At 57.3% G+C, this 25088-nt stretch carries 23 protein-coding genes and 3 tRNA genes; 17 read left to right on the top strand and 9 right to left on the bottom strand.

Features of this window, described 5'->3' with window-relative positions; translation table 11 throughout:
• The first annotated feature begins 5 nt into the window (after positions 1 to 5).
• Positions 6 to 1517 carry an anthranilate synthase component I gene (trpE, locus tag ACR0ID_RS02290; protein WP_480517153.1) on the top strand — a complete coding sequence of 504 codons (1512 nt, stop codon included), beginning with the start codon at positions 6 to 8 and terminating at the stop codon, positions 1515 to 1517.
• 44 nt (positions 1518 to 1561) lie between these two features.
• Here the strand turns inward: trpE and ACR0ID_RS02285 are convergent, their stop codons facing one another.
• Entirely contained in the window at positions 1562 to 2989 is a 1428-nt protein-coding gene (locus ACR0ID_RS02285; protein ID WP_480603522.1) for a divergent polysaccharide deacetylase family protein, read from the bottom strand.
• A gap of 199 nt (positions 2990 to 3188) precedes the next feature.
• Here ACR0ID_RS02285 and ACR0ID_RS02280 point away from each other — a divergent pair, with 199 nt between their 5' ends.
• The 6 genes from ACR0ID_RS02280 (at position 3189) to lexA (ending at position 8014) form a co-directional block, all read left to right on the top strand.
• Complete coding sequence (locus tag ACR0ID_RS02280; protein ID WP_480472961.1) at positions 3189 to 3770, top strand: anthranilate synthase component II; 582 nt, start codon at positions 3189 to 3191, stop codon at positions 3768 to 3770.
• Positions 3767 to 4786: an anthranilate phosphoribosyltransferase gene (trpD, locus tag ACR0ID_RS02275; RefSeq protein ID WP_480603520.1), complete on the top strand. Its 1020-nt coding sequence runs from the start codon at positions 3767 to 3769 to the stop codon at positions 4784 to 4786. Before ACR0ID_RS02280 ends, trpD begins: the two co-directional genes overlap by 4 nt.
• Positions 4783 to 5595, top strand: coding sequence for an indole-3-glycerol phosphate synthase TrpC (gene trpC, locus ACR0ID_RS02270; RefSeq protein WP_480493092.1), 813 nt, complete (start codon positions 4783 to 4785; stop codon positions 5593 to 5595). The genes trpD and trpC overlap by 4 nt, the downstream gene beginning before the upstream one ends.
• On the top strand, positions 5595 to 6068 hold the full coding sequence (gene moaC, locus ACR0ID_RS02265; RefSeq protein WP_480472966.1) for a cyclic pyranopterin monophosphate synthase MoaC: 474 nt from the start codon (positions 5595 to 5597) through the stop codon (positions 6066 to 6068). Before trpC ends, moaC begins: the two co-directional genes overlap by 1 nt.
• Positions 6065 to 7237 carry a molybdopterin molybdotransferase MoeA gene (locus tag ACR0ID_RS02260; protein WP_480603518.1) on the top strand — a complete coding sequence of 391 codons (1173 nt, stop codon included), beginning with the start codon at positions 6065 to 6067 and terminating at the stop codon, positions 7235 to 7237. The genes moaC and ACR0ID_RS02260 overlap by 4 nt, the downstream gene beginning before the upstream one ends.
• A gap of 78 nt (positions 7238 to 7315) precedes the next feature.
• Entirely contained in the window at positions 7316 to 8014 is a 699-nt protein-coding gene (gene lexA / locus ACR0ID_RS02255) for a transcriptional repressor LexA (RefSeq protein ID WP_480472970.1), read from the top strand.
• Here the strand turns inward: lexA and ACR0ID_RS02250 are convergent.
• Positions 8008 to 10056, bottom strand: coding sequence for a ComEC/Rec2 family competence protein (locus tag ACR0ID_RS02250; protein WP_480603516.1), 2049 nt, complete (start codon positions 10054 to 10056; stop codon positions 8008 to 8010). The two genes, lexA and ACR0ID_RS02250, sit on opposite strands and share 7 nt — an antisense overlap.
• A gap of 78 nt (positions 10057 to 10134) precedes the next feature.
• On the opposite strand from ACR0ID_RS02250, the gene gltX reads away from it, so the two are divergent.
• Positions 10135 to 11535, top strand: coding sequence for a glutamate--tRNA ligase (gene gltX / locus ACR0ID_RS02245; protein ID WP_480603872.1), 1401 nt, complete (start codon positions 10135 to 10137; stop codon positions 11533 to 11535).
• Positions 11536 to 11656: 121 nt separating this feature from the next.
• On the top strand, positions 11657 to 12952 hold the full coding sequence (gene gltA / locus ACR0ID_RS02240; protein WP_480472976.1) for a citrate synthase: 1296 nt from the start codon (positions 11657 to 11659) through the stop codon (positions 12950 to 12952).
• 93 nt (positions 12953 to 13045) lie between these two features.
• Here gltA and ACR0ID_RS02235 read toward each other — a convergent pair whose 3' ends face one another.
• Complete coding sequence (locus tag ACR0ID_RS02235; RefSeq protein WP_480603514.1) at positions 13046 to 14113, bottom strand: PA0069 family radical SAM protein; 1068 nt, start codon at positions 14111 to 14113, stop codon at positions 13046 to 13048.
• Between the two features lie 270 nt (positions 14114 to 14383).
• Between ACR0ID_RS02235 and ACR0ID_RS02230 the strand changes: the two genes are divergently transcribed.
• From ACR0ID_RS02230 to ACR0ID_RS02220, 3 genes are all read left to right on the top strand, one after another.
• Positions 14384 to 15082, top strand: coding sequence for a corrinoid protein (locus ACR0ID_RS02230; RefSeq protein WP_209503809.1), 699 nt, complete (start codon positions 14384 to 14386; stop codon positions 15080 to 15082).
• A gap of 146 nt (positions 15083 to 15228) precedes the next feature.
• Positions 15229 to 16266 (top strand): Hint domain-containing protein, encoded by a 1038-nt coding sequence (locus ACR0ID_RS02225; protein WP_480603512.1) that lies wholly within the window; start codon positions 15229 to 15231, stop codon positions 16264 to 16266.
• Positions 16267 to 16343: 77 nt separating this feature from the next.
• Positions 16344 to 17003: a DUF1638 domain-containing protein gene (locus ACR0ID_RS02220; RefSeq protein ID WP_480517173.1), complete on the top strand. Its 660-nt coding sequence runs from the start codon at positions 16344 to 16346 to the stop codon at positions 17001 to 17003.
• A gap of 2 nt (positions 17004 to 17005) precedes the next feature.
• On the opposite strand, the gene ACR0ID_RS02215 is transcribed toward ACR0ID_RS02220, so the two are convergent.
• Entirely contained in the window at positions 17006 to 17416 is a 411-nt protein-coding gene (locus ACR0ID_RS02215; RefSeq protein WP_480472984.1) for a SufE family protein, read from the bottom strand.
• Positions 17417 to 17554: 138 nt separating this feature from the next.
• On the opposite strand from ACR0ID_RS02215, the gene ACR0ID_RS02210 reads away from it, so the two are divergent.
• A complete protein-coding gene (locus ACR0ID_RS02210; protein WP_480517175.1) occupies positions 17555 to 18085 on the top strand; it encodes a hypothetical protein in 531 nt (176 codons plus the stop codon).
• 6 nt (positions 18086 to 18091) lie between these two features.
• On the opposite strand, the gene rnd is transcribed toward ACR0ID_RS02210, so the two are convergent.
• The 3 genes from rnd to purM form a co-directional block, all read right to left on the bottom strand.
• Complete coding sequence (rnd, locus tag ACR0ID_RS02205; RefSeq protein WP_480603510.1) at positions 18092 to 19249, bottom strand: ribonuclease D; 1158 nt, start codon at positions 19247 to 19249, stop codon at positions 18092 to 18094.
• A 114-nt stretch (positions 19250 to 19363) separates the two neighbouring features.
• On the bottom strand, positions 19364 to 19960 hold the full coding sequence (gene purN / locus ACR0ID_RS02200) for a phosphoribosylglycinamide formyltransferase (protein ID WP_480553627.1): 597 nt from the start codon (positions 19958 to 19960) through the stop codon (positions 19364 to 19366).
• The gene (gene purM, locus ACR0ID_RS02195; RefSeq protein ID WP_480603508.1) at positions 19957 to 21003 is read right to left on the bottom strand and encodes a phosphoribosylformylglycinamidine cyclo-ligase; all 1047 of its coding nucleotides are present in this window, start codon (positions 21001 to 21003) and stop codon (positions 19957 to 19959) included. Before purM ends, purN begins: the two co-directional genes overlap by 4 nt.
• Positions 21004 to 21110: 107 nt before the next feature.
• Between purM and ACR0ID_RS02190 the strand changes: the two genes are divergently transcribed.
• Positions 21111 to 21187, top strand: a tRNA-Ile gene (locus ACR0ID_RS02190).
• Positions 21188 to 21449: 262 nt separating this feature from the next.
• Here ACR0ID_RS02190 and ACR0ID_RS02185 read toward each other — a convergent pair.
• Positions 21450 to 22769 (bottom strand): ATP-binding protein, encoded by a 1320-nt coding sequence (locus tag ACR0ID_RS02185; protein WP_480603506.1) that lies wholly within the window; start codon positions 22767 to 22769, stop codon positions 21450 to 21452.
• Between the two features lie 44 nt (positions 22770 to 22813).
• Here ACR0ID_RS02185 and ACR0ID_RS02180 point away from each other — a divergent pair, with 44 nt between their 5' ends.
• Both ACR0ID_RS02180 and ACR0ID_RS02175 read left to right on the top strand, forming a co-directional pair.
• Positions 22814 to 23728, top strand: coding sequence for an MBL fold metallo-hydrolase (locus ACR0ID_RS02180; protein WP_480603504.1), 915 nt, complete (start codon positions 22814 to 22816; stop codon positions 23726 to 23728).
• 76 nt (positions 23729 to 23804) lie between these two features.
• Positions 23805 to 23879, top strand: a tRNA-Asn gene (locus ACR0ID_RS02175).
• 195 nt (positions 23880 to 24074) lie between these two features.
• Here ACR0ID_RS02175 and ACR0ID_RS02170 read toward each other — a convergent pair.
• Entirely contained in the window at positions 24075 to 24674 is a 600-nt protein-coding gene (locus tag ACR0ID_RS02170) for a hypothetical protein (protein WP_480603502.1), read from the bottom strand.
• A 335-nt stretch (positions 24675 to 25009) separates the two neighbouring features.
• Between ACR0ID_RS02170 and ACR0ID_RS02165 the strand changes: the two genes are divergently transcribed.
• Positions 25010 to 25084, top strand: a tRNA-Asn gene (locus ACR0ID_RS02165).
• Positions 25085 to 25088 lie beyond the last annotated feature (4 nt).

Raw genomic sequence — 25088 nt, 5'->3', positions numbered from 1 at the left:
CCAAGATGGCCCTGACACCCGATTTCGATACCTTCGCGCGCGCCTATGAAGCGGGCGAAAACCAAGTGGTTTACACACGTCTCGCCGCCGATCTGGACACACCCGTGTCGCTGATGCTCAAACTGACGGGCGCGCAGAAAGATGCGTTCATGCTGGAGTCGGTTACGGGCGGAGAAGTGCGTGGCCGCTATTCGATCATCGGCATGAAACCGGACCTGATCTGGCGCTGCCACGGCGAAACGTCCGCGTTGAATCGTTCGGCGCGGTTCGACGCCGACGCCTTTGTCGCGCAGGACGGCAATCCGATGGACAACCTGCGGGCGTTACTGGCAGAAAGCCGTATTGAGCTGCCAGACGACCTGCCTCAGGCTGCCGCCGGGCTGTTTGGTTATCTGGGCTATGACATGGTCCGGCTGGTCGAATACCTGCCGGACGTGAACCCCGATCCGCTGGGGCTGCCAGATGCGATCATGTTGCGCCCGTCTGTTGTCGCAGTATTGGATGGTGTCAAAGGCGAGGTGACGGTGGTCTCACCCACCTGGGCAAGCGACGGTCAATCTGCCAAAGCTGCCTATGCACAGGCGGCCGAGCGTGTGATGGATGCGGTCCGCGATCTGGAACGCGCGATGCCCGCCGAAACCCGTGATCTGGGCGACGCGCGCGAAGTTGCGGCACCGGTGTCGAACTTCACCAAGTCGGGCTATATGGAAGCGGTTGAAAAGGCCAAGGAATACATCCGCGCTGGCGATATCTTCCAAGTTGTTCCGGCTCAGCGTTGGACGCAGGATTTTCCGCTGCCGCCTTTTGCGCTTTATCGTTCGCTGCGGCGCACCAACCCCTCGCCATTTATGTTCTACTTCAACTTCGGCGGTTTTCAGGTCGTTGGGGCCAGCCCCGAGATTCTGGTGCGTGTGTTCGGCAGCGAAGTCACCATTCGCCCGATTGCAGGCACCCGTCCCCGTGGCGCGACCCCCGAGGAAGACAAAGCGAACGAGCTTGACCTGCTGGCCGATAAGAAAGAGCTGGCCGAACACCTCATGCTTCTGGACCTCGGGCGCAATGATACCGGCCGCGTGTCCAAAATCGGTACGGTTCGCCCGACCGAAGAGTTCATCATCGAACGCTACAGCCATGTGATGCACATCGTGTCCAACGTGGTGGGTGAGCTGGCGGAAGACAAGGATGCCCTGGACGCCTTCTTTGCCGGGATGCCTGCGGGCACCGTCTCGGGTGCGCCGAAAGTGCGGGCGATGGAGATCATTGACGAGCTTGAGCCGGAAAAACGCGGCGTCTATGGCGGCGGTGTTGGCTATTTCAGCGCTGGCGGTGACATGGACATGTGCATTGCCTTGCGCACCGCGATAGTGAAGGATCAGAAACTCTATATTCAGGCTGGCGGCGGTGTTGTCTATGACAGCGACCCCGAGGCCGAGTTCATGGAGACTGTCCATAAGTCAAACGCCATTCGGCGCGCAGCGGAAGATGCCGCTCGGTTCACCGGAAACGGTAACGGTTAAAGAACAAGGCGGCTGATCAGGAGATCGCCGCCTGATTCAAACAGTCACTGCACCTGTTTCATCAAGACGGCCGAGATCGGCGCCATCGCCACCCGGTTCCCGCGATCTTCAAGACCCCACAGCAAAAGGGCTGAGATTGTCTCGGGCCGTACCCGCCCCAGCATGACAACGGTTCCTTCCTGACCCGCCCGGAACGCGGCCTGATCCAGGAACCGGCGCATGATTCTGGGATCCTGTCGCGCCCCATCGATATCGCGGAACACAACGCTGGACGGAATGCCATTGCGAACCGCAAGCTTCTGGACAGTGTTCAGCCCATTGTCCTGTGTGATCAACCCGCGTCCGGTTCCGGCAGCAATTGCCGCGACCTGATCGGCCAGCTTGCGGTTTCCCTGAATGCCGCTGTTCACGCCTTCCAGAATACCCACTGTTTCAGGCAATGTATCCAGCCATACAGACAGGGAAACTTCGGCATCCTGCGCGCTTGCTGCCTCGGGCAAGTCCGCAAGAGCCAGAACTTCGAACCCAGCCGCGCGGTGCCGTGCCATCTTTTCCGCCGCATCCGGATCAGACGGGTTCACGGCAAAGCTGATCGGATAAGGGAAGTCCTGCAACGCTTCGGCCCCGAATGCGCCTTCGTCATCGATCAGAATGATCGACATCAGCGGCTTAGCTTCCGGGTTCTCGAACTTGGCGGCAAAACGTTCAATCGGTTTTTCCGCAGATGGCTGTTCGGAAATCGCCTGTTCTGCAACAGGCGCATCATCTCGTTCCGTCAACGGCAAGACACGTTTTCCGACAATCGAACTAGCACTTTCTTCCTGTTCTCCCCCGATCTGAGGCAACGCAGCGATGCGCGGAAGCTCGCGGGGCAAGGTGTCTTCATCCCCTTCCACCGCAATCGGACTGCTTTCAAATGAATTATCAGTCGTAGTGTCATTTGTTTGTGGATCAGCCTCGACCTGTGGCAACGGATTTGGTTCGGGCTCAAGAACCGCAACCTCGGTTGTGTCAGATTCGGTCGGCGGCGTGGGGGTTTCATCATTTACAACCGGCACGGACTGTTCCTGCTGAACTGCAGGAACCTGGCTGGGCTCGGGCGGCGCAGCGGGGGCTTCAGTCATGACGGACACTTCGGTCGCCACCGGTGCAGCGGGCTCGTTCGGGGCCTCAGCCGCTTTGCCAACCTCGGGCTGCGGCTCGGATGACGCTTCCAACCCGGACAAATCGGCCAGATCTTCGCTGGCATTATCGGCGGCTTCTGGCGCACGCGGGGCCAGTTCCACCAGATCGGCATCAGAAACATCCTCGGCAAGTTCAGTAGGCGCCTCTGGTGTTTCTGAAATCGTCGGCGCTGGTGCTTCGGTCGCAACAACCGGCGTATTGACCATCGGCGTGTTGAGCGACACGACCGCACCCAAGATCAAAACAACGATCGCCCCTGCGACCATTCCTCCGAAAAATCCGCCCATATTTCCTGCCTTTCGCCTCTTTTCCCTGCCTCGCCCTGCTCTGCGCCATCTGGTGTGGCGCTCGGTCAATTGGAGGCGTCAGAAACCGTATGTCCTCTTGACGCTGCCGCCCAAGCCTGAGCATGTATGTGCGGACATTATACCGTGGCCCGGGGTTGCATCGCCAGCCCGAAATGCCCAAGCGAAGATAAGTGCCCATATGCTGCTGCTGATCGACAACTACGACTCGTTTACCTACAATTTGGTACATTATTTGGGCGAACTTGGCGCCGAAATGGTCATTCGCCGCAATGATGCGCTGGATGTGCAAGAAGCAATGGCCATGAACCCGGCTGGGATCCTGCTAAGCCCCGGCCCCTGCGACCCGGATCAGGCGGGCATCTGTCTGGCTCTGACCGAAGCCGCCGCCGAGACAAAAACACCTCTTTTGGGGGTTTGTCTTGGGCATCAGACCATCGGACAGGCGTTCGGTGGCAAGGTGGTACGATGCCACGAAATTGTGCACGGCAAGATGGGCATCATGCACCACACCGGAAAAGGCGTCTTTGCTGGCCTTCCATCGCCCTTTGAGGCCACCCGCTACCATTCACTGGTGGTCGAGCGAGAGACGCTGCCCGACTGTCTTGAGATCACAGCCGAGCTGGAAGACGGCACGATCATGGGACTGCAACACAAGGAACTGCCTATTCACGGTGTTCAGTTCCACCCTGAATCGATTGCTTCCGAGCATGGTCACGCACTTCTCAAGAACTTCCTGCAAGAACTGAAAGTCCCCGCATGAGCGACGCGCTGAAACCGTTGATCGGAGCAGCCGCCGATCGTCCTTTGACCCGCGACGAGGCCGAGACCGCCTTTGGCATCCTGTTCAACGGCGAAGCCACGCCAAGCCAGATCGGCGGGCTGTTGATGGCCATGCGCACGAGGGGGGAAACGGTTGATGAATATGCCGCGGCCGCGGCTGTCATGCGCGCCAAGTGCAATGCCGTGCGGGCCCCCGAAGGGGCGATCGACATCGTTGGCACGGGCGGGGACGGAAAAGGTACTCTGAATATCTCGACCGCGACGGCCTTTGTCGTCGCAGGCGCTGGTGTGACAGTCGCCAAACACGGCAACCGCAACCTAAGTTCTAAATCAGGCGCAGCGGATGCATTGGGTCAAATGGGCATCAACGTCATGGTTGGCCCGCAAGTCGTTGAAAGCGCATTGAAAGATGTCGGGATCGGATTCATGATGGCGCCGATGCATCACCCGGCCATTGCGCATGTTATGCCTTCGCGGCAGGAGCTGGGAACGCGCACGATTTTCAATATCCTTGGCCCACTGACCAACCCTGCCGGTGTCAAACGGCAACTGACTGGCGCCTTTAGCCGCGAGTTGATCCGCCCCATGGCTGAAACACTAGGCTTGCTGGGGTCAGATCGCGCGTGGCTGGTGCATGGATCAGACGGGACAGACGAATTGACGATCACCGGTATCAGCTGGGTCGCCGCTTTAGAAGATGACGTGATCAAAGAGGTCGAGCTGCACCCCGAGGATGCTGGCCTGCCTGTGCACCCTTTCGAAGACATCCTCGGCGGAACCCCTGAAGAAAATGCCATCGCATTTCGTGCGCTGCTGGACGGCGCTCGGTCAGCGTATCGTGACGCCGTGTTGCTGAACTCTGCCGCCGCATTGGTTGTCGCCGATGCTGCAAGTGATCTGCGCGAAGGCGTGGCCATGGCCGCCGAGAGCATCGACAGCGGTGAAGCCAAAAACAAAATCACGGCCTTGGCCGCGAAGACTCAGGAGGCCGCATGACCGAAACCGTTCTGGACAAGATCAAAGCCTACAAACTGGAAGAAATCGCAGCAGACAAGGCTCAGAAGTCCTTGGAAACGCTAGAAAGTGAAGCACGCGCAGCTTCGGAAACCCGCGGGTTTGCCGCAGCTCTTCAAGCTGCGTCCCGGCAAGGTTACGGCCTGATTGCCGAGGTCAAGAAAGCCAGCCCCTCCAAGGGTTTGATCCGGCCAGATTTTGATCCGCCTGCCTTGGCCAAGGCCTATGAAGAAGGCGGTGCTACGTGTTTGTCCGTGCTCACCGACACGCCGAGCTTTCAGGGTGCCAAGGAATATCTAACACAAGCGCGTAACGCGACATCTCTGCCCGCTTTGCGTAAGGATTTCATGTATGACCCTTATCAGGTGGTCGAGGCACGTGCTTTGGAAGCCGACTGTATTCTGATCATCATGGCATCCGTCAGCGATGATCAGGCAGCCGAGTTGGAACAAACCGCTTTCGATTGGGAGATGGACGTTCTGATTGAGGTTCACGACCAAGCCGAGCTTGAACGCGCAGCCCAACTGAAAAGTCCTTTGATCGGCATAAACAACCGCAATCTCAAGACCTTCGAAACCACTCTTGATACGACTCGGCGCTTGTCCAAACTGGTACCGGCAGACCGTACTATCGTGTGCGAAAGCGGGTTGGGTACGCCAGAAGATTTGCGGGATATTGCGCGCTATGGCGCCCGGTGCTTTTTGATCGGCGAAAGCCTGATGCGCCAGGACGATGTCGAAGCGGCCACCCGCCACATCCTGTCCAATCCGCTTATCCCCGGAGTGATGTGATGCCGCTGACCCATTTCGATGCTCAAGGTCAGGCGCATATGGTCGACGTCTCGGGCAAAGAGGTCACAGATCGTTTAGCCGTGGCTGTGGGTCACGTTAAGATGGCACCGGAAACCTATGAAATCATTTCAGAACAACGCGCCGCTAAGGGCGATGTTTTGGGCGTTGCCCGCCTGGCCGGCATCATGGGTGCAAAAAAGACGCCGGATCTGATCCCGCTCTGCCATCCTTTGCCAGTAACTAAGGTTGCCGTTGAACTGACCCTCGACCCGGATCTGCCGGGAGTTCAGATCGAAGCAACGGTCAAAACGTCAGGTCAAACCGGAGTTGAGATGGAGGCCCTGACCGCCGTTTCCACCGCGGCCTTGACTGTGTACGACATGACCAAAGCCGTCGACAAAGCGATGGAAATTGGCGGCATTCATTTAAGTCTTAAAGACGGCGGAAAATCAGGACGTTACGAGGCGAAATGATTACCGTCGAAGAAGCGCGCACCCTGCTGTTCGATCTTGTCGGCCCTCTACCTTCGGAACAGGTTCCCCTGGCCCAGTCTGCGGGACGTGTTCTGTCGCACGAGGTTGTGGCAACGCGCGACCAGCCGCCATTTGCGGCATCTTCGATGGATGGCTATGCCGTCAAAGCCGACGAAGTCGAGCTTCATGCCATGTTCATAGTGGTGGGCGAATCCGCTGCGGGTCGTCGTTTCGACGGCTCGGTGGGCCCCGGTCAGGCCGTGCGTATCTTTACCGGCGCTCCGGTTCCCGAGGGCGCGGATTTCGTTGTGATTCAGGAAGATACCGACCGGCGTGGCGATCTGATCACGATCACAGACGACCCCGGCCCCAAAACGAACATCCGCCCTGCCGGTGTGGATTTTATGACAGGCACCCCCATCACGGCACCGCGTTTGATCCGCGCCGAAGACATTGCACTGATGGCTGCGATGAATGTCGCGCGGGTCCCGGTTTCTCAAAAACCCGTCATTGCCCTGATCTCGACCGGCGACGAACTTGTCATGCCCGGCGAAGAACCGGGACCGGACCAGATTATCGCGTCAAACACGTTTGGACTGCGGGCATTGCTTGAGGGGCTCGGTGCTGTGGTTCGTGTCCTTCCGATTGCACGGGATACGGTCTCATCACTTGAAACGGCTTTTCACCTGGCACGAGGGGCCGATCTCGTCGTGACGATTGGCGGTGCGTCGGTTGGGGACTACGACCTTGTGTCTGACGTTTCGCAGGGGCTGGGGATGGATCGGTCTTTCTACAAGATCCGAATGCGCCCCGGAAAACCTCTGATGGCTGGTCGCATGGGTGACACCGCGATGGTCGGGCTTCCGGGGAACCCGGTCAGCGCGATGGTCTGTGGCTATCTGTTCCTTGCCCCGATGGTGCGGCGGATGCTGGGGCTGGAAATGGTTCTGCCACCCTTTCGCTCTGCCCGGTTGACCGAACCACTGTCACAAAACGGCCCGCGCGAGCATTACATGCGTGCGGTTCTAAGCGAAACGGGTATCCAGGCCTGTGCAGATCAGGACAGCTCTCTGCTCAGCGTTCTGGCGCAGGCAAACGCCCTTTTGGTCCGTCCCCCGAACGACCCCGCCCGCAAGGCCGGGGAAACGGTTCGATACCTGCCGATCTGAGCTTCGCCCAAATTCATTGACACAAAACGTGAACATGCGTAGAACAAAAGAAAACGCATGAGCGACGAGGTGTGAGCAATGCTGACCAAGAAGCAATTGGATTTGTTGAAATTCATCCAAAAACGCGTGCAGGCGGACGGTGTTCCGCCCAGTTTCGATGAAATGAAGGCCGCGCTTGACCTGCGGTCGAAATCCGGCATCCACAGGCTGATCACTGCGCTGGAGGAACGCGGCTTTATCCGCCGCCTCGCGCATCGTGCCCGCGCGATTGAAATTGTGAAACTTCCTGAAAGCCTTGGCGGTGAACCAACTGCCGGATTTTCACCCCGCGTGATCGAAGGTGACCGGCCCAAAGGCCCCCGCCCGGCCAATATTGAACCGGTTGCGGTGGACGCGTTGGAATTGCCGGTGATGGGCCGGATCGCGGCGGGTGTCCCTATTGAAGCGATCAGTCACGTGTCACATCACGTGGCGGTCCCCGGCCCCATGGTTTCCGGGAAAGGCCAGCACTATGCGCTTGAGGTTCGCGGTGACTCGATGATCGACGCGGGCATCAATGACGGTGATGTGGTTGTCATCCGCGAAACCGCGACTGCTGATAACGGAGATATCGTGGTTGCACTGGTAGAAGATCAGGAAGCGACGCTGAAACGCTTTTTCCGCCGCGGCAACGCTATTGCTCTCGAAGCGGCCAACCCGGCTTATGAGACGCGCGTTCTACCTGAAGAAAAGGTCAAGGTTCAGGGTCGCCTAGTCGGTCTGATCCGAACCTATTGATCCGGATTCAAACGACGGTCCCCGACGGGCTTCGGGGACCAGAGCCTGTGACCTGTCAGTTCCGCGCTTGAAGTCAACTTTCCGTCCGACAATGACAGGCTGCCGGTTTCGGTCAGGTGATCCGGATCGAAGACGGCGCACGCTCCCTCAAGGGTCAGCGCAACTGTCGAAACAATGATCTGGTTGTTCTTGCATTCGTCGAACGCGTGCGCGGCCTTTTTGCCCGAGATATGGATGATTTCCATATCCTGATATGGGTACCGCTGAACGGTGCTGCTGTCCGGCCATCTGCCTGCTGCCGCGATCTGATCGGCACCGTCACCGTCATTCTCAAGCCAGACGCTGGCAACAAACCCGCTGCCTTTGCTTCTGCTCAAAGCCCGGCCCTGAGCGGTCATCACGCCGACTAACCCCCCGTTTTCTGCGATCAGAACATCTGGCCTGTGGCCCGAGTTCCAAAGCAGAAATGACAGAACGACGGGCCCGACCCCGTACCAACGCGCGCGCCCTTGCCACAAGGCCAGCCACAAAGCACCAACAGCAACAAGTGGCAATACATACCAGGGCGGGCTAACTACGAAACCCTGAGCACCGTCCAGGTGCGACACCCAGTTTGACACCCCCAAGATCCAATGCAGCGCCCAGCCCATAACGGTCAGCGGAAAAGCCTCCAATCCAAATGGGGCGGCCAGTGCGGCGACAACCGCCGCAGGCACAACTAATAAGCCCATGACGGGTACGGACAGAAGGTTCGCCAGCAATCCATAGTGAGACATCGTATTGAAATGCGCAGCGCCAATTGGGGCCGTGGCAAGCCCGGCTATCGCCGAGGACATCACCACACCAGCAATCGGTTTCAACCAATTCGGGCCGGGTAACGGACCCACCTGTTGCAATGCGCCGAAGACGGCAACCAGGGCTGTCGTTGCCGCAAAGGACATCTGAAACCCCGGACTCAGCAGCGACTCGGGCCAAAGAACCAGAACGATCAGCGCAGCAACGGAAACCGCACGCAACGAGATCGCGCGCCTGTCGATCAACACGGCCCCCAGCATGACACTGACCATGACATAGGCGCGTTCGGTTGCGATATTCCCGCCGGACAACAGCAAATAAATCGTCGCCGCGATCAGCGCGAGCACAGCCGCAACTTTTCGGACAGGTAACCGCAGCGCCACGAAGGGGATCAGTGACAAACCAATACGGCAGGCCACGAAAACAAAACCCGTCAGTAACCCCATGTGAAGCCCGGAAATGGCAAGCAAATGCGCCAGGTTCGACGCGCGCAGGGACAAGAGCGTCTCCTGCCCCATACCACTGCGATCACCTGTGGTGACGGCAGCGGCAAACCCACCGATTTCTCCGGGCAGGATTTGTTTCACTCGCCGCGATATGGCCATTCGGATTGCGGTAATTCGAACACCGCCAATACCGTCCTTGACTGGCGCAATCGTCAATACAGGAACGCGGGTATACCCGACCGCACCCAGCTCCTGAAACCAGGCATGGCGACGAAAATCGAACCCGCCAGGTTCAACCGGGCCCTGCGGCGGCGAAAGATGCGCTGTGGTCATGATCCGTTGCCCAGGCGCAAAAGGGTCTGTTGCGCCATGAACAGAAAGACGGATGCGTTGCGGCCTGCGCTCCTGCGGTACGTCCCCTACGCGCACCTGATCGAGCGTCAACCGCAACGCATCCGAGGCAGACCGATCCATGGCGACGACCCTCCCCTCGACAGGGCCATAGTACCGCCAGGACAGAACCGGTTCTGCCACCATATGGGCGCGAGTGCCCGCCAGTATGACACCGACCGCAATCAGCGCCCCCCCGGTCGCTAACGCTCCCATCCCCGGTGGCAGCCGGCGGCTCAGGACGACAAGAGCCAGGAACAAGCAAGAAAGACCAGCGTATACTGGCCAGCCAGGCTCGCTCCGGGCACCGAAATAGAGACCGATCCCCGTTGCCAGCATGACTGGCGTCCACGGAAACAGGTACCCTGTCTGGTGCAGCAGCGCGGCCTCGACCCGTGCAAGAACACGCATGGTTGCCCCCGTCCTTCGGGCTCGTTAGACAGGCGTCAAACTATGCCAGATACGGTTACCAAAAGGTTAATCCTCAACATGTCCGAACAGGTCGTCACACGTTTTGCCCCCTCGCCCACAGGTTTTCTGCACATCGGTGGCGCACGCACCGCATTGTTCAATTGGCTTTATGCCCGCGGACGTGGTGGAAAGTTCCTGCTGCGGATCGAAGATACCGACCGGGAGCGCTCGACCCCCGAGGCAACCACCGCGATCCTTCAGGGTATGGAATGGCTGGGACTGGATCATGATGGCGATGTAATCAGCCAGTTCGAAGGAGCTGCCCGGCATGCCGAAGTCGCGCACCAGCTTCTGGCCGAGGGAAAGGCATATAAATGCTTCTCGACGCAGGACGAAATTGCCACCTTTCGGGAACAGGCGCGGGCCGAGGGCAAGTCGACCCTGTTCCGCAGCCCCTGGCGTGACGCTGATCCTTCGGCTCTTCCCGAACTGCCATTTGTCATTCGCATCAAGGCTCCGCAGGACGGTACAACAGTGATCCGCGATCAGGTTCAGGGCGACGTGACCATTCGCAACGACCAACTGGACGACATGGTTCTGCTGCGTTCCGACGGGACACCGGTCTACATGCTGGCAGTGGTGGTCGACGATCATGATATGGGTGTTACCCATGTCATTCGCGGCGATGACCACCTCAATAACGCGGCGCGCCAGATGATGATCTATGAGGCAATGGGCTGGGATGTTCCGGTCTGGGCCCATATTCCGCTGATCCACGGGCCAGACGGTAAGAAATTGTCCAAACGCCATGGCGCGCTTGGCGCGCAGGAGTATCAGGCCATGGGCTATCCTGCCGCCGGGATGCGCAACTATCTGGCCCGTCTGGGCTGGAGCCATGGTGACGATGAATTCTTTACTGATGCACAGGCAAAGGAGTGGTTTGATCTGAACGGCATCGGCAAAAGCCCTGCCCGGTTTGATCTGAAAAAACTGGAAAACCTGTGTGGTCAACACATCGCCATTTCTGAGGATGCTGCGTTGCGGCATGAAATCGGAGCCTACCTGGCCGCAGCTGCTTTACCACCCCTGACAGATTCACAATCGAGTGATTTGGAACGTGCGATGTATTGCCTCAAGGATCGGGCGCGGACTTTTCCTGAACTCCTTGAAAAGGCTCACTTTGCCTTGACGGAACGCCCAATCGTTCCCGACGAGAAAGCCGCAAAGGCGCTGGCATCTGTATCCGACGGTATACTGGATGAATTGACGCCGCAGTTGCAAAATGCTAGCTGGTCTCGAGACGAACTGGAGGAGACCCTGAATTCCTTTGCCGAGTCAAAGGAGCTCACGTTCGGCAAGCTCGCTGGCCCACTCAGGGCCGCCTTGGCTGGTCGGGCCGTCACGCCTTCGGTTTTTGACATGATGCTTGTGCTGGGACGGGATGAAACCCTGGCGCGGCTTTCAGAAGCAGCGAAATAACCCGAATTTCATAAACGGGTAACGCTGCTCCGCTAACACCCGGACTGCGCGAAAGCGCGCAGTCGTTGCCCGCACTGCCCGAGGTTTCTTTGGCATGCGTATGAATGAAGAAGGGATAACCATGACAGACAGCAACAAAACAGCCACTCTGACCGTTCACGGCAAAGAGTATGAGTTGCCGGTTCATACCCCGACCGCCGGTCCGGATGTCATTGATATTCGGAAGCTTTACGGTCAGGCAGGGGTATTCACCTATGATCCCGGTTTCACTTCAACCGCAAGCTGTGACAGCACAATAACCTTTATCGATGGTGAAAAAGGCGAGTTGCTGCACCGTGGCTACCCGATCGACCAACTGGCAGAGAAATCGCACTTTCTTGAGGTCTGCTATCTGCTGCTCTACGGAGAGCTGCCGGTCGCAAAAGATCTGGAGAAATTCGAAACCACGATCACCCGCCACACCATGCTGCATGAGCAGATGCAGTATTTCTACCGTGGTTTCCGCCGCGACGCGCATCCCATGGCCATTATGGTCGGTGTTGTCGGCGCAATGTCAGCCTTCTATCACGATTCGACCGATATCGCGGACCCGCATCAGCGCGAGGTCGCCTCGCATCGCCTGATCGCCAAAATGCCGACAATCGCCGCATGGGCTTATAAATACCACACGGGGCAGCCCTTCGTGTATCCGCGCAATGACTTGGATTATGCGTCTAACTTCCTGCGCATGTGTTTCAGCGTTCCTGCCGAAGAATATGAGGTCAACCCGATCCTCAGCCGCGCGATGGACCGTATCTTAACGCTTCACGCAGACCACGAGCAGAATGCGTCAACGTCCACCGTGCGTCTGGCGTCGTCATCGGGCGCAAATCCGTTTGCATGCATCGCCGCTGGTATTGCCTGCTTGTGGGGGCCGTCCCATGGTGGCGCCAACCAGGCATGTCTGGAAATGTTGGAAGAGATCGGCACCGTAGATCGCATTCCCGAATTCATCGCCCGTGCCAAAGACAAGAACGACCCGTTCCGCCTGATGGGCTTTGGCCACCGCGTGTACAAAAACTTTGACCCACGCGCAAAGGTGATGAAGCAGTCGGCCGACGAGGTTCTGGATCTGCTGGGCATTGAAGACAACCCTAAACTGCAGGTTGCTAAAGAGCTGGAACGCGAAGCGCTGGAAGACCCGTATTTCGCCGACAAAAAACTGTTCCCGAACGTTGACTTCTATTCGGGTATCATCCTCGAGGCGATGGGTTTCCCGACCTCAATGTTCACACCAATCTTTGCACTTTCGCGGACTGTTGGCTGGGTCAGCCAGTGGAAAGAAATGATTGAAGATCCACAGAACAAGATCGGCCGCCCGCGTCAGTTGTACCTGGGTGAGACGCTGCGCGATTACGTGGACATCGAAAACCGCTGATCCATCAAAGCACGCAATAAATCCAGAAGGCCCCGGTTAAACCGGGGTCTTTTGCTTTCGATACTGAAGCAGCGGACGGTTGGGTATTTGGTTTCAGAACAAGCTCATTTGATCCCCGGGTTGCGGCGGAACTGCAAACCGGTCGCATCGTAACGGAGCGGATTTTATAGAAAGCCCCAGTCTTTTGCAGGTTTTAGCGAACCTCAGGGCGATGAGCTCGGCATATTCCCCTTCACCCCGCATCCTGTGCCCCCAGCGCGGGTCATAATCCCGCCCACCATGCATTTCGCGCAGCTTGGACATGACCTTTTCTGCACGGGCGGGTTCGTGCTCTGCCAGCCAGTCCTGCCAAAGCTGCGAGACTTCGCGGGGCAATCGCAACATGATCCAGCTTGCCGCATCTGCGCCCGCCTCTTTTCCGGCGCCCAACAGGTTCTCCAACTCATGATCTGACAGCCCAGGCACAATAGGCGAGGTCATTACGCGAACCGAAACGCCCGCATCGGTCAACGCTCTGATCGTCTGCAACCGACGGGCCGGAGACGGTGCGCGGGGCTCCATCCGCCGGGACAGACCCGCATCCAGCGTGGTAAGCGAAACACCAACCCGCACCAATCCCCGGCTGGCCATGTCAGCCAAAATATCCAGATCACGCTCGATCAATGTTCCTTTGGTCACGATTGCGACCGGGTGGTTGAACTCTTGCAAGACCTCAAGGCAAGACCTTGTAATCAGTCTGTTTTTTTCAATGGGCTGGTATGGGTCAGTGTTTGTCCCGATTGCGATCGTGGCGACCTTGTAGGACTTTGCCGACAGTTCCTTGCGCAGAACAATGCTCATGTTGGGGCGCGCAACAAGGCGAGTTTCGAAATCCAATCCTGCGGACAAGCCCAGAAAGGCGTGGCTGGGTCTGGCAAAACAATAGACACAGCCATGCTCGCACCCCCGATACGGATTGATCGAACGCTCAAAAGGCAAATCGGGTGAACGGTTATAGGTGATGGCACTGCGCGCCACCTCATCCCGCGTCTCGGTTCGCAGGGGCGGCAAGTCTTCATCGATGTCCCACCCGTCATCAACAGCCTGCGTTGCAAACCGTTCAAACCGCCCAGCAGTATTGGACGCCACCCCCCTTGCCTTGACGACATACCCGATGCTCACGATATATTTGTTCCCTATTTGTTCTTCTTGTACGATAAGCCTGAAACAAAACCTGTGCAAGCCAACCCTTCGAAGAAACAGGAACGCACAGATGAAAAATAAACAGGATAATATTGCAGACTTTTCAATCGAGCCGGTGCCATTTTTGGCATATAGGTCGGTCCCGAAACGACCAACGTCGCAATCGTCACAGTCAGAATGCGACGTTTTGGCCAAAACGGAAAAAATGCCACCACGGGCCGATGGCCCGCCCAGCACAGGGAATACCCCATGTCCGACGAAGAAGATATCGTCCTGTCCGAACTGAATGATGACGAACTGGTCGATCAGATGTTCGACGATCTCTATGACGGATTGAAAGAAGAGATCGAAGAAGGCACCAATATCCTGCTGGAACGCGGATGGACGCCGTATGACATCCTGACCAAAGCTCTGGTTGGCGGCATGACCATTGTGGGCCATGACTTCCGCGACGGCATTCTGTTTGTACCTGAGGTTCTGCTGGCGGCCAACGCGATGAAAGGCGGCATGTCGATCCTCAAGCCGCTGCTGGCTGAAACCGGTGCTCCGCGTGTTGGCAAAATGGTTATCGGCACCGTGAAAGGCGACATCCACGATATCGGCAAGAACCTTGTGTCGATGATGATGGAAGGCGCAGGCTTCGAAGTTGTCGATCTGGGAATCAACAACCCTGTCGAGAATTATCTGGAAGCACTGGAAACGGAACAGCCCGACATTCTGGGCATGTCCGCCCTGCTGACAACCACGATGCCCTACATGAAAGTCGTTATCGACACCTTGGTCGAACAGGGCGTGCGCGATGACTACATTGTTCTGGTCGGTGGCGCGCCGCTGAACGAAGAGTTCGGCAAAGCCATCGGTGCAGACGCCTACTGCCGTGACGCTGCTGTTGCAGTGGAAACCGCCAAGGATTTCGTGGGCCGCAAACATAACCAACTGGCTGGTTAAGACCACTCAGGTTTTTCTTGAAAGGCCGTCCATTTTGGGCGGTCTTTTTCGTTTTATTACACCGCCTCCGTCCTTAGGCGTCTTGATTATCCGATTGTAAACGAAAGTGCGGTTAAAAACCGAAACGTCCAAGTTTCGGGGGTTCCGTGCCGCAGTCATTCACAGCCATTTCGTTGGGCAAACTCGCCGATATCGATCATGTTGAGGGCAATTACGTCGCTGAAAACGCCTCCGCGCTTGTTGGGCAAACCTTCGGTCACACGGACGCGCCGTTATCGCACAACAGCGTGACATGGAGCGCCGTAGGAAACCCCGGCTCTGCCTATGACATGAACAACATGTCTGCCAATGATCGGTTTTCGATCGACGGCGGCGCGCCGCAAACCTTTGATGGCACATCAGTTTACCACGCCACTGTCACTTATTTCGACGGCACAAGTGCAAACATTACTGCCGTTGTCGCGCAGGATGTGGATGGCAACACATATCTGGTGCCAGAGTTCTCGGACAACGCAGATCAGGCCGCTCTGGAAGCGGGGCCTATACACTCGATCACCTTCAACAGTCTTGCCGGTAATCGGTATTCGGGACTGGTGTCAAGCCGCGAGGACTGGGATCTGGTCCCGTGCTTTACGCCCGGAACGTTGATCAGAACAAGGAAGGGAGAACGCCCGGTAGAAACGCTGCGTCCCGGCGACCGGGTTGAAACCCTTGACCACGGGTTTCAAACGGTGCGTTGGGCCGGGCAACGGCGGGTTCAGGCTGCAGGCACGTTCGCGCCGGTTCTGTTCAAGGCAGGCGCATTTGGAAACGCACGCGACCTTCTGGTGTCGCAGCAACACAGGATGCTGCTCTGGAACTGGCGCTTGGAACTGCATACCGGCTATTCCGAAGCGCTGGCCCCCGCCAAACACTTAGTCAATGGACATGACATCATCCTCAAACCCGGCGGGGTCGTAACCTATATTCATCTGCTGTTTGATCAGCATGAGTTGCTCTGGTCGGAAGGTTGCCTGAGCGAGAGCTTTCATCCCGGCGCCCAAAGCTGGAACGCACTTGATCGGTCGGCCCGACAGGAGATCCTATCGTTGTTTCCCGAGTTATCGAAGCAAGGTATCGCCGCCTACGGCCCGCCCGCGCGGCCTCTGTTATCGGCATTCGAAACACGAACGTCGGCAGCCTGACACGAGATGTCGGAAGAAGGCTTGCCTGCAAGTTGTTTTCATTCTCTTGTGCCATGAGCCCATAAGGAAGCCGACCTATGCCAAGCGATACGCTACCGGATGATGCAAGCCTGACAACCAAAGGCTATGACGGCGTGGAAAACGCAGGCATCCTGCTGATCGCCTGCGGGGCACTTGCGCGCGAAATTCTGGATATCAAAACGCGCAACGGCTGGGATCACATGGCTCTGACCTGCCTGCCTGCAATCCTGCATGTTCATCCGGAACGGATCACGCAGGCAGTTGAAGACACCGTGGCCAAACACCGCGACAGGTTCGAAAAAATCTATGTGGTTTACGCTGATTGCGGAACCGGAGGTCTGCTGCAATCCGCCTGCGAAAAACTGGGCGTCGAGATGGTAAAAGGCCCTCATTGCTATTCGTTCTTCGAAGGCAATCAGGCCTTTCAAGAACGCGGCGAGGACGAAACAACTGCCTTCTACCTGACTGACTTTCTGGCCCGCCAGTTCGACGCATTTGTCTGGAAACCACTGGGCCTGGATCGCCACCCGGAACTGCGGGACATGTATTTCGGCAATTACACCAAACTGATTTATCAGGCCCAGATCGACGATCCGAAACTGACCGAACGCGCACGGAAATGCGCGGACCGCATGGGATTGGCGTTCGAACGTCGTTTCACCGGCTACGGCGATCTGGAAACCACTTTGTCAGACTGGGCAAACCGCCCCGAGTGACCTCAGGCGTTTTCCTGCGCGACCTGGCGGATGCGTTCGATCATGGCCCGCAATCCATTGGACCGCTGCGCTGACAGATGATCGTTCAAGCCCAGTCGGGCCAGTTCTGCCGCCGCATCGACCTGCGGCACCTCGGTCACCGGCAGTCCGTTGTATAGGGACCGAAGCACGGCGATCAGCCCGCGAACGATCAGCGCATCACTGTCGCCATCAAATTTGAACACACCTGCTTCGATCATCGGATGCAGCCAGACCTGACTGGCACAGCCGTGAACCTTTGTCGCCGGAACTTTCAACGCGTCATCCAAAGGCTCCATCGCCTTGCCCTGTTCGATGACATGGCGATACCGGTCTTCCCAGTCTTCGAGAAACTCGAAATCCTCGACAATGTCTTCAAAGGCAGGCGTGGCCATGGCGCAGTGATCCTTTCGTTGAAATCACAATGTGACCTATGCCGACGACCACCTGCTGTCCAGCCCCAGCTGTGGCTTTTCAACGCGAAGAAATTACGCTAACCCATTGTCTGAATTCGTGTGAAAAGCAGTGGGTCCATGCAAAAGTCTCTGTCCGTTCTTATCATCGCCATGCTGACCCTGACTGCCTGCGGCAGCTGGCGCGACTCGCGGGTGAATCCGTCAAACTGGTTTGGCTCCAGCCGGTCTGTGAAGTCTGAAACGCCGTCGGACCCAAATGCCGCCGATGCTTTGGTTCCCAAGACAAGAGAGGGAAGAGGCCTGTTTTCGCGCCCAGACGCCGAAGATACCAGCATTCCAATCGCCAAAATCGATGAGCTGCGGATCGAGCCAATTCCGTCGGGCGCGATCATCTATTCCTCTGGCACCGCGCTTCGGCAGGGTGCCTATAACGCACGCTTGGTTTCGGTTAATTCAGAAGAAAACAAAGAAAAGGGAATTCTGGAGTTTGTATTCCGCGTGAATTACCCCAGCACAGAGACCCCGCAAGGATCTGAACGAACAAGAATGGTGTCGGATGCCATTAATGTCTCGACCCAGGATCTTGAAGGCATTCGTCTGATCCGTGTTGTCGGGCAACAGAATACTTTGGAATCGCGGCGGCGGTAATCGCCGCTAAAGCGAGACGACCTTGACCGCCTGCCCTTTGGCCGCCAGCGCGATTTTCCCCTCGCACAGCTTTAGTGCGTCTTCCCCAAAGACCTCGTAACGCCATCCCGACATCGCGGGCAGTTCTCGTTCGCCAGCGGCAATCTGGTCCAATTCGGAACTTGTTGCGATCAGCTTGGCCGCAACGCCTGAGCTTTCAGTTTTGGATTTCAGCAGAACCCGAAGCAAGTCGGCCAAAGCCGGGTTGACCTTCAGGTTATCCCGGGAATTGTCGATCTTCGGCAGATTTTCCTGCGGACAATTTGTGCCCTTCGTCACCGCGGCAAGAATACCTTCAGCAATCGGGCCTTTGCGCGCCTCGCGCAGCAAAAGGCGTGATCCACCGAGATCGGCGACTGTCTTGGGCTTGGTCGACGCCAGTTCGATCAAAGCATCATCCTTGAACACCCGGTTGCGCGGCACGTTATGTTCCTGCGCATACCTTTCGCGGAACTGCGCCAGCTCGCGTACAACAGCCAGGAACTTGGCCGAATTCGTTCGCGTCTTGACCCGCTTCCAGGCCTCTTCGGGACGAATGTCATACGTGGCAGGCTGCGTCAGCGTACGCAGCTCTTCAGCCACCCAGTGGCTGCGCATCGTCTTCTTGAGTTCCGCAGAAAGATATTCGTAGATCCTGCGAAGATGCGTCACATCCGCCAGTGCATATGTTTTCTGCGCCTCTGTCAAAGGGCGGCGGGACCAATCGGTGAACCGCGAAGTCTTGTCGACGCCCTGTTTGCAGATCTTCCGCACCAGCGTCTCATAGCCGACCTGCTCACCAAACCCGCAGACCATCGCGGCGACCTGTGTGTCAAACAACGGGTTGGGGAACACACCGGCCTCGACCCAGAATATCTCAAGATCCTGACGCGCGGCGTGGAACACCTTGACCACGTTCTCGTTTCGGAAAAGCTCATACAGCGGTTCGAGAGACAGGCCATCAACCAGCGGATCAACCAGAACCGCGCTGTCTTCATCATCAGAGGGAAGCGCCAGTTGCACGAGGCACAGTTTCGAATAATAGGTCCGCTCGCGCAGAAACTCGGTATCGACTGTGATATATGGATAGCTTGCGGCCGCCTTGCAGAAATCGGCCAGTTCTTGCGTCGTCGTCAGAGTTTTCATGCGCCGTACTAGTTTTGCTCTTGCTCTTGTGAGTGCCCGTAAATTCCCTCGCCCCCAAGCGATACCGACGACCATAGGACGATTTTCAGGCGAGTGTAAATCACCCTCGGAACCTCACGGCATGAGAACGGGTGACCTGTTGCCTTCGGCAAAGCGGCGCAGCACCGCTGGATAAAGTTCATGTTCCCGGATCAGAACTTTTGAAGCCAGAGTTTCCGGGGTATCCGCTGGTTCGATACCCACACGCGCCTGACCCAGAATCGGGCCATCATCCAGCGCCGCTGTCACCTCATGGACCGAGCAGCCATGTTCCGTATCGCCCGTTTCAATTGCGCGGGCGTGGGTGTGTAACCCCTTGTATTTGGGCAGCAATGAAGGGTGGATGTTCAACATTCGCCCCTGAAAGCGCGTTACGAAATCCGCGGTCAGGACCCGCATGAACCCGGCCAGGCAGACAATATCCGGCCGCGCGTCTTCCAAGGGCTTCAGCAACTCAGCCTCAAAGGCTGTGCGATTGCCCTTGAATGGCCGGTGATCGACCACTGCGGTCGGAATGCCACGGTCCGCAGCTTTTTTCAGCCCGCCCGCCTGCGCATCGTTGGACAGGACCAAACAGGGCCGCGCCGGATGATCACCGGTCATGCTGTCGACAAGCGACACCATGTTGGACCCGCCGCCCGAAATCAGGATCGCGACGCGCTTGTGGCTCACAGCAGTTTGCCCGAATAGGCAACTCCGGGCGTTTCGGTGACAGTACCAATCTGCGCCACCGTCTCGCCAGCCTCGGCCAGCAAGGTCGAAAGCTGATCGGCCTTATCCGGGTCGCACACCATGATCAGACCGATGCCACAGTTGAAGGTCTTGAGCATCTCAGCTTCCGCGACACCACCAGTCTGCGCCATCCAGCTGAAAACAGACGGCAATTGCCAACTGCCCAGATCAATCTGGGCCCCCAACCCATCCGGCAATACGCGCGGCAGGTTCTCGGTCAGACCGCCACCGGTGATATGGGCCAGCGCGTGAACGCCACCTTCGCGGATCGCGGACAGGGCCGGTTTGACATAAAGGCGCGTCGGCGTAAGCAGCACCTCGCCCAATGAACCTTCACCAAAGGGGCACGGTGCATCCCAGCCCAGACCAGACAGTTCGACGAGTTTACGTACCAGTGAATACCCGTTGGAATGCACTCCGTTCGACGCCAGACCAAGCAGCACATCCCCCGCCTGAACCCCAGTAGGCAGGTCAGCGCCGCGTTCCATTGCCCCGACCGAGAACCCGGCCAGATCGAAATCGCCATCAGGGTACATGCCGGGCATCTCGGCAGTTTCGCCACCAATCAGAGCACAGCCGGATTGCGCACACCCTTCGGCAATTCCTTCAATGATCCGCGCGGCCGTGTCTGTGTCCAACTTGCCTGTCGCGAAATAGTCGAGAAAGAACAAGGGCTCGGCCCCCTGACAGATCAGGTCATTGACACACATGGCCACCAGATCGATGCCAACCCCGTCCACGACGCCGGTGTCGATCGCAATTCGCAGTTTTGTACCAACCCCATCCGTGGCACCAACCAGAATGGGATCCTGGTACCCGGCAGCTTTCAGGTCGAACAGTGCGCCGAAACCGCCCAGACCGCTCATCACGCCGGGGCGGTTGGTTCGCTTTGCTGCGGGTTTGATCCGGTCAACCAGAGCATTGCCCGCGTCAATATCCACGCCTGCATCGGCATAGGTGATTCCGTTCTTGCCCGCTGTCATGGCCAGTTCCTTTTGAATGCTTTGCGGGCGGGTTATTCGATTGTGGCGTTTGTTGCAACGGTCAGGCTTGACGCGGCTGTTCACCGTGATACGCAATGCGCCTAGGCGGGCCTGTAGCTCAATTGGTTAGAGCAGAGCGCTCATAACGCTTTGGTTGGGGGTTCGAGTCCCTCCGGGCCTACCAAATCACCGCCACTTGCCTTGAACACCCCGCACATCTCACTGGTTTTGTTTGCGTTTTTGACAACAAGCATTCATCCTGTCCCGTGCAACCTGTCCAAACGCGGTTCGAATTTAAAGGCATTGGTCCAGTTCGCAGATTTCCAGTTTCGATCAAAGCGTCCTTGGGTGACAGGTCTTGCTGAAATGCTCCAAAATCTTGTCGCGGGAATCCAGACGCACAAATTGTCATATTGGCGCGAGTTTGAACCGGTAGAGGTGTCAGTTTACCGGCCAATAATGATATCCGCGCACAAACCGCCCAAGCGTTCACTTTTGGCCAGTCTCAGGGTGCCACCATGGGCCCGTGCAACATCCGCCACGATTGCCAAACCCAAACCCACGCCACTGCCTTGATTCTGGTTGCGCGCAGGGTCGAGCCGCGTAAAGGGTTTGACGGCCTCTGTGCGCTGCTCTGCGGGAATTCCGGGGCCATCATCTTCGACACGGATGCGCAGCGACTTGGAATTCAGCGACAGGCTGACCTCAGCCCGGCTGCCGTAGCGCACGGCATTTCCGATCAGGTTTTCGACGGCCCGCCGAACGGCCATTGGGCGCAGCATTGCCGTTCCCTGCCCCTCGACAGCGACCAGTTCGGCCGGATGCCCGGCTCGTGTCGCGTCATCTACAATCTGTCGAACAAACTCAGCCGGATTGATTTCCTCAGGCGATCCTTCGGACGCCCCGCGCGAGAATTCGAGGAATGCATCAACCAAGGACTGCATTTCCGCCACGTCCTGTAACAAAGGTCGTGCCTCGTCCTCGGGCAGCATGGCCAGTCCAAGCTTCAGGCGGGTCAGAGGTGTGCGCAGATCATGGCTGACGCCGGACAACATCAGCGTCCGTTGTTCGATCTGACGTTCGATCCGTGATCGCATATCCAGAAACGCATTCCCCGCCGCGCGTACCTCGATGGCACCGCCCGGGGAGTACGGTACGCTCCGCCCTCGTCCAAACGCCTGCGCCGCATCGGCCAGCCGTGTGATGGGGCGCAACTGGTTTCGCATGTACAGAAATGAAATCGAGGTCATGATGATCGCGAAAAACAGCATCGTCACGATCAACTGATGCGGCGCCGCTGGCGACAATCTGCGCCGGTCGAAGGTCAGTTCCAGCACCCCCAGATGCGTATCCAGATACAAACGCGCCTCGCGGCTGCTTGGCAACGCAACAGCACTCAGCTCCGGCAGCCTTGCACGAAGTTCTGCCTCGACCTGAGGTGCTATGAAGTCGTACCACCGTGGACGGTCAGTTTTGGGAGTTTCGTTGGGAGGCAGAAATCGGGCCTGCATTTCCAGCGCCAGAAGATCCGGGCGCACTTCGGCCAATGCCAGGTGCTGCGTCTCGGCCCCGTCCATCATGGTGGTGATCAGCATCACTTCCCTTGAGGCTGCGCGCGTCATCTGGTCAGTGACATCTTCCAGATGCTTTTGAAGAAAGGAAACTCCTACAACCAGCAGCAACGCGATCACAGGAAGAACCAGAATCAGCGCTGCCCGGGCGTATAGGCTGCGTGGCATATAAGGTTTGAGCCAGTGCGTCGACATGCGCTAAACCTAGCGGGCTGCCCGGACAAGAGAAAGAGCACAGAATGCAGGCACCTGACGATTTCAATCCACCCGCTGGTGTTGCGACAGAATTGCAACCGGGTCTGCGGCGCATTCTGGCCCCCAACCCGTCACCGATGACCTATCGCGGCACCAACACCTATCTGCTAGGCGATCGCGACATTGCCGTCATTGATCCCGGCCCCGCAAGCGAAGAGCATTTGAACGCGATCCTGAATGAACTGCAACCTGGTCAGAGAATCAGCCACATAGTCGTCACGCACGCCCATCTGGATCACTCACCCTTGGCGGCACCCCTAGCCGCCCGAACGGGGGCTGCGATCTACGCGTTTGGCGGCCCCGAAGCCGGTCGCAGCGCAGTTATGACGACCCTTGCAGCACGTGGGTTGGCTGGAGGTGGCGAAGGCATCGACACCGCGTTTCGCCCGGATGTAGAGGTTGCGGATGGTGAGGTCATCTTGGGCGATAACTGGCAGCTTGAGGTTATTCACACTCCGGGGCATCTGGGAAACCACATTGCCCTGGCATGGCAGGATACCTGTTTCACCGCCGACCATGTGATGGGATGGGCCAGTTCGTTGGTGTCACCACCGGACGGAGACCTGACTGATTTCATGACAGCCTGCCACCGCCTGCGCGCGCGCGACTGGTCGGTTTTTCACGCGGGCCACGGTGCGCCAATTTCAGACCCTGCCGCGCGATTGGACTGGCTGATCCGACACAGGCAAAACCGCGAAGCTCAGATTCTAACTGCCTTGGAGGATGCAGACGGAACGGCGCAGCAATTGGCCAAGCGTATCTACACCGACACACCCGTAACCCTGCTGCCAGCCGCGGAGCGGAACGTTTTTGCCCACCTCGTTGATCTTACTGGTAAAAAACAGGTGTCACCACACGGCGAACTATCTGCCACCGCAATTTTTCGCAGAGATCCTTGAAGCCACGAAAATTTTTTAAAGTTCGCGTGCTTAACCTCTGGACGCCGGGAATCCGGATTGCTATACGCCCCTCAGTTCCGGCGTAGCTCAGCGGTAGAGCAGTTGACTGTTAATCAATTGGTCGTAGGTTCGATCCCTACCGCCGGAGCCAAACATATCTGAAAACCAGATATTTGGCTTTTCCCAGATCGCGATCTTGAATTTTCCGGTTTGCTGGAAATAACGTGCCAATCACTCACATGGCTAAGGTTCAATTCCAGTTTCATGCACATCTCAACCAAGCGTTAAGCTGGTTCGGCGCTTGCTTCTCGGACCCTTTAAGGAACAAACCGAATTTAACACGTCCCTAAGGGAGCGTTAACAATCGAATGACACGAATCAAGCGATCGACGGGAATCTGCATTGGCTCTACCTCGAATATCGCCATTCGACCAACAAGCTCAGGCTTAGGCAGAAACTCTTCCGCCGCTTGTAACCGTGGGCGATCACCGTAGTCGTCGATCAACAATGTCACTGGTCGGGTAATATTGAAGGCCGTCGCCAAAGCACAACCCACGCGAAACCGACCGTCAACACGAACCACATCCGGGTGCTTAAATCCGTTGCTCTGCCAGATTGACAGCGGATATCTGGGATAGCGCGCCGATTTGTCCTGATTTACCGGAAAACCCCACTTCTTGGTTTCACCGACATCGACCCATGAAATATTGACCTCAGTCCCTCTACTAGGAGGATTCTCACGAAACCAACGCCGCATCATGCGAGCCCAGCCTCGATCACTTTCGACACTGAAAACAGTTTTTGCTTCCATCTCCCCAGCGACCACAGTCGAACCGCCCGAGCCATATTCCAGAATTACAGAGGCCGCATCATAGTGCTTTCGCAGGACACGCTGCGCATTTTCCGGCATGGTTAAAACAGGTCTTTCAAGGCTTGCCGTATTCAATTTGATCTCCGGGTCTTTTCGCTTTTGATGCTTGACGTTGCAATTCACCGTGGTTTCTGAACCGGCACAATCTACCCCTACAGAATTCTCATCACATGACAGCGAAATCAATAGCGACGACTTGATTCCCCAGGCAAAGATTCCTCCACAACGGCACCCCGACATATAAGTTACAGTTGAGCCGGGATTGACAGCTTACCGTACAAGCATCAAGCAAACAGCAATGACCCAAGGAACAGCTTGACGCTCAGATTTCGGGCTGGGAAGATTTTCCTCAAGAATGCTGCTCTCCCTCTGGACGCCAGATACTCCGGTTGCTATACGGCGCGGACCGTTCCGGCGTAGCTCAGCGGTAGAGCAGTTGACTGTTAATCAATTGGTCGTAGGTTCGATCCCTACCGCCGGAGCCAATTC

This window comes from Ruegeria sp. AL2 (assembly GCF_056540845.1).
Note: the sequence above shows the minus strand (reverse complement) of the source record. Positions and strands in the feature narration are given on the sequence as shown.

Bases quoted from the DNA above. Each gene is read 5' to 3' on its own strand.
- ACR0ID_RS02250 (WP_480603516.1), bottom strand. From the start codon at position 10,056: ATGCGTGTTCTTGCACGGGTCGAGGCCGCGCTGCTGCACCAGACAGGG.
- purM (WP_480603508.1), bottom strand. From the start codon at position 21,003: ATGACAGCGGGCAAGAACGGAATCACCTATGCCGATGCAGGCGTGGAT.
- moaC (WP_480472966.1), top strand. From the start codon at position 5,595: ATGCCGCTGACCCATTTCGATGCTCAAGGTCAGGCGCATATGGTCGAC.
- gltA (WP_480472976.1), top strand. From the start codon at position 11,657: ATGACAGACAGCAACAAAACAGCCACTCTGACCGTTCACGGCAAAGAG.
- ACR0ID_RS02215 (WP_480472984.1), bottom strand. From the start codon at position 17,416: ATGGCCACGCCTGCCTTTGAAGACATTGTCGAGGATTTCGAGTTTCTC.
- ACR0ID_RS02220 (WP_480517173.1), top strand. From the start codon at position 16,344: ATGCCAAGCGATACGCTACCGGATGATGCAAGCCTGACAACCAAAGGC.
- trpC (WP_480493092.1), top strand. From the start codon at position 4,783: ATGACCGAAACCGTTCTGGACAAGATCAAAGCCTACAAACTGGAAGAA.
- ACR0ID_RS02230 (WP_209503809.1), top strand. From the start codon at position 14,384: ATGTCCGACGAAGAAGATATCGTCCTGTCCGAACTGAATGATGACGAA.
- ACR0ID_RS02260 (WP_480603518.1), top strand. From the start codon at position 6,065: ATGATTACCGTCGAAGAAGCGCGCACCCTGCTGTTCGATCTTGTCGGC.
- ACR0ID_RS02185 (WP_480603506.1), bottom strand. From the start codon at position 22,769: ATGTCGACGCACTGGCTCAAACCTTATATGCCACGCAGCCTATACGCC.
- rnd (WP_480603510.1), bottom strand. From the start codon at position 19,249: ATGAAAACTCTGACGACGACGCAAGAACTGGCCGATTTCTGCAAGGCG.
- ACR0ID_RS02180 (WP_480603504.1), top strand. From the start codon at position 22,814: ATGCAGGCACCTGACGATTTCAATCCACCCGCTGGTGTTGCGACAGAA.
- ACR0ID_RS02285 (WP_480603522.1), bottom strand. From the start codon at position 2,989: ATGGGCGGATTTTTCGGAGGAATGGTCGCAGGGGCGATCGTTGTTTTG.
- ACR0ID_RS02280 (WP_480472961.1), top strand. From the start codon at position 3,189: ATGCTGCTGCTGATCGACAACTACGACTCGTTTACCTACAATTTGGTA.
- ACR0ID_RS02210 (WP_480517175.1), top strand. From the start codon at position 17,555: ATGCAAAAGTCTCTGTCCGTTCTTATCATCGCCATGCTGACCCTGACT.
- trpD (WP_480603520.1), top strand. From the start codon at position 3,767: ATGAGCGACGCGCTGAAACCGTTGATCGGAGCAGCCGCCGATCGTCCT.
- gltX (WP_480603872.1), top strand. From the start codon at position 10,135: ATGTCCGAACAGGTCGTCACACGTTTTGCCCCCTCGCCCACAGGTTTT.
- trpE (WP_480517153.1), top strand. From the start codon at position 6: ATGGCCCTGACACCCGATTTCGATACCTTCGCGCGCGCCTATGAAGCG.
- lexA (WP_480472970.1), top strand. From the start codon at position 7,316: ATGCTGACCAAGAAGCAATTGGATTTGTTGAAATTCATCCAAAAACGC.